This is a genomic window from Cellulomonas septica (genome assembly GCF_012396155.1).
Lineage (GTDB): Bacteria > Actinomycetota > Actinomycetes > Actinomycetales > Cellulomonadaceae > Cellulomonas > Cellulomonas septica.
The window spans coordinates 1-3,515 of the sequence record NZ_JAAXOY010000372.1; the positions used below are offsets into that span (position 1 = coordinate 1).

At 72.6% G+C, this 3,515-nt stretch carries 3 protein-coding genes; all 3 read left to right on the plus strand.

The annotated features are described in order from the left end of the window. Positions 1 to 419: 419 nt before the first annotated feature. Positions 420 to 1,481: a substrate-binding domain-containing protein gene (locus HGA02_RS13410; protein ID WP_168679427.1), complete on the plus strand. Its 1,062-nt coding sequence runs from the start codon at positions 420 to 422 to the stop codon at positions 1,479 to 1,481. A 195-nt stretch (positions 1,482 to 1,676) separates the two neighbouring features. Further along, on the plus strand, positions 1,677 to 2,042 hold the full coding sequence (locus HGA02_RS13415; RefSeq protein ID WP_168679428.1) for a cupin domain-containing protein: 366 nt from the start codon (positions 1,677 to 1,679) through the stop codon (positions 2,040 to 2,042). Between the two features lie 5 nt (positions 2,043 to 2,047). Continuing rightward, on the plus strand, positions 2,048 to 3,403 hold the full coding sequence (locus tag HGA02_RS13420; RefSeq protein WP_168679429.1) for a class I tRNA ligase family protein: 1,356 nt from the start codon (positions 2,048 to 2,050) through the stop codon (positions 3,401 to 3,403). Positions 3,404 to 3,515 lie beyond the last annotated feature (112 nt).

Consider the following 3,515-nt stretch of genomic DNA (forward strand, 5'->3'; position numbering starts at 1 on the left):
CCAGAACCCGGAGGAGGAGCGACCCCTGTCCGTCGTGATAGCAGAGACGCTCGGCACCTAGCGCGACCGGCAGGGTTGCCGAAGTAACACTCATGGCTCGAACGGGCCGGCTTGTGGGACGGCGGTGTGGTGCGTGCGGTGCGTGGCGCGGCGACGCGCCTCTCGGGGACGGACGTCGCAACGGGCGGGAGAGCGCTCCATCGCGCTCAGCCGGTGCCGTAGGTGGCGACGAGCTCGGCGCGGCCTTCCGCACGTCGAGCGATGTCGCGGTTCCGCACGTTAGACCCGAACAGCGGCGGCGCGCCAGGGTTTGCTGACTAACTGGTAAGTCAGTCTTTCGGGAGACGGCGGCCGTGACCGAGGCCGTTTGGGTCGCCGAATCTCGGAGAGCGCTCTCGTGGAAACGCTACGATCGGTCGGTGTCCACGCAGCGCACCGCCGCCAGAGCCCCGACCCTGGAGGACGTCGCGCGCGCCGCCGGCGTCTCGCGCGCGACGGCGTCACGCGTCGTCAACGGCGAGCGGAACGTCGCGCCCGACCTGCGGGAACGTGTCCGCGCCGCCGTCGCCGCGACCGGGTACGTGCCCAACCTCGCCGCGCGCTCGCTCGTCACGCGGCGCACCGGGTCCGTCGCCATCGTGGTCTCGGGCGCCGACCCGCACGGGCCCGAGGGCGACCTCGCCGACGCCACCGGCACGCTCGACGTCGCCGACCCGTTCTTCGGTCGGGTCGTCGGTGGGATGCTCCGCGCGCTGCGCGCCCGGGACGTCGACCCCGTGCTCATGCTCGCCGAGTCCGCCGCCGACCGTGCCCGGGTGCTCTCAGCGCTGCGCCAGGGCAACGTCGACGGTGCGCTGCTCGTCTCGACGCACGGCGACGACCCCCTGCCACGCCTCCTCGTCGAGGGCGGCTTCCCCGCCGTGACCTTCGCCCGGCCGCCCGACCCGCTGCCGCTGAGCTTCGTCGACGTCGCGCACCGTGACGGCGCACGCCTCGCCGCCGACCACCTCGTCGGGCGGGGCTGCCGCGACGTCGCCGCGATCTCCGGTCCGCTCGACGTCCGTGCGGCCGTCGAACGGCTCGCGGGCTTCGAGGACGCCATGGCGCGGCACGGGCAGGCGTACGTGCCGACCGCGGCCGGCGACTTCACCTACCACTCCGGAGTGGCCGCGACGGAGCGGCTGCTCGCCGAGGAGCCACGCCTCGACGGCGTGTTCGCGTCGAACGACCTCATGGCGCTCGGCGCGGTCGACGCCCTGCACCGCGCCGGTCGTCGCGTGCCCGAGGACGTCGCCGTGATCGGGTTCGACGACAGCGCCGTCGGTGCGTTCGCGCGTCCGGCCCTCACCACCGTCCGGCAGCCCATCGAGCAGATGGCCGGCGAGATGGCCCGCATCCTGCTCGACGAGCTGACCTCGTCCGACCGGCGGGTCTCGTCCGTGATCTTCGAGCCGACGCTGCGCGTGCGCGACTCCGCCTGACCCGCCGCGACACACTCGGGCATCGTGCTCCAGGCGCATTATCTGGACGGCCGTCCACGCAGAGGTGGACGTGGCATGACCTTTTCTTGCCACTTGTCCGGATTGTTCGCTAACGTGCCGTGACGCCACGCGGTGCCGGTGCATTTCCCGGGCCGACGGGCGTCCTTTCTTTCGCACGGCAGGGGGAGCACGAGCGTGCACATCGACAGGAACGCGACCGACAAGTACAAGCCGGAGTACGACGTCCTCGTCCGGCGCTTCGCGGAGACCTTCGCGCAGACGAGCCCGGGCAAGGAGGCCATGGGCGCAGCCATCTCGGTCTTCGAGCCGGGCGAGACGATCCGCGAGCACGTCAACAAGCCCGAGGTCGAGGAGGTCTTCCTCGTCCTCGACGGCGACGTGGACTTCTACCTCGACGGCCGGCGCGAGCGCATCACCACCGGGGACATGGGGCTCGCGCACGTCGGCCAGGCGCACGCGTTCACCAACGCGGGCACGGGCACGGCCCGGCTGCTGAGCATCTGGTGGCGCGCGGTGCGCGAGCCCGCGCCCGTGGCCTGACGGCGATGGCGAGCCCCGCCCCGACGGTCGTCTTCACCCCGCCGCCGACCCCGAACGGCGCCCTGCACGTCGGCCACGTCGGTGGCCCGTACCTGCGGGCCGACCTGTACGTGCGCCTCGTGCGGCTGCTCGGGGACCGCGAGATCCGCCACGTCAGCCACGTCGACACCTACCAGTCGTACGTCGCGAAGAAGGCCGTGGAGGTGGGTGCGGAGCCCGACGCGCTGTCCCGCGAGTACACCGGCCGGATCCGCGCGGACTTCGACGCCTACGCCCTGAGCCACGACGCGTTCGGCGACAACCGCGATCCCGAGTACCTGCACTTCCTGCGCGAGGGCGTGCAGGCGCTCACCGACGTCGTGCCGGTCGTCGAGCGCGAGGTGCCGCGGTGCGACGGCTGCGGGCGCACGCAGCTCGAGGCGTACGCGCGCTCGGCGTGCACCGGCTGCCTGCACGACGCCTACCTCAACGTCTGCGAGAACTGCTCGCTCCCGCAGCAGGTCGACGACGCGCTGGGGCTGCTGTGCACGCAGTGCCGCACGGCGGCGGGCGGCACGACGACGGCCCGGTTCCTGTCGTTCGACGCCGGCGCCGTCGCGGCGGTCGAGGACACGATGCGGCACCGGCACGGGGCGTCCCGCCGGGCGTCGGCGCTGTTCGACCGGCTCGGCCCGCACCTCGCGCTGTGGCAGTTCGAGTCGCCGTACGGCGTCGCGGTCGACGACTCCGGGCTGGTGCTGAACCCGTGGGTCGAGATCTTCTTCCACCACACCTGGTGCCTGCTCCAGGAATGCGGCGTCGACACCCGGCTGCCCTTTTCCGAGGCCATCGCCGAGCTGAATCGTCGGGACCCCGACGTGATCTATTTCTTCGGCGTCGACAACACCTACTACTACGCCTTCCTGTTCACCGCCCTGGCGCAGGCGCTCGTCATTCGTCCGATGGTGCCGTCGCGCGTGAAGATCAACCATTTCATGCACCTGCGCGGCGCGAAGATCTCGTCGAGCCGGGGCAACGTCGTCTGGGCGGACGAGCTCGTCGGGACCGCGCCGGTCGAGGTGCTGCGCACCCGCCTCGCCCGGTCGTGCCCCGAGTACGCGCCGCGCGAGCTGGCCGAGGACGGGCCGCCGCTCAGCCCCGTACGACCGGTCGGCGTCCCACCGGCCGGTCAGGGTCCGCGCGAGCTCGACGTCGTCCGAGCCCGGCTCGCGGACCTCGCCGCCATCGACGCGTTCTCCGTCGAGCGCCTCGTGGACGTCCTCGACAAGGGGCGCGAGCGCGCCCGCGTCGTCGGTGGCGACGACGCGGACGCCATCGACGACTACCTCGCGCACGTCTGCCGCGAGCTCCAGCTCGCCTAGGCACCGCACCCGGGCACCGCCGCCCACGCACGAGCACCGCGACCCGCACGAGCACCACGACCACGCACGACGGTCGCGACCCAGCACCGCACCGCACCCGGCGACCGCCGGC

Coding starts and splice junctions, on each gene's coding strand:
- HGA02_RS13420 (WP_168679429.1), top strand. CDS start 2,048: ATGGCGAGCCCCGCCCCGACGGTCGTCTTCACCCCGCCGCCGACCCCG.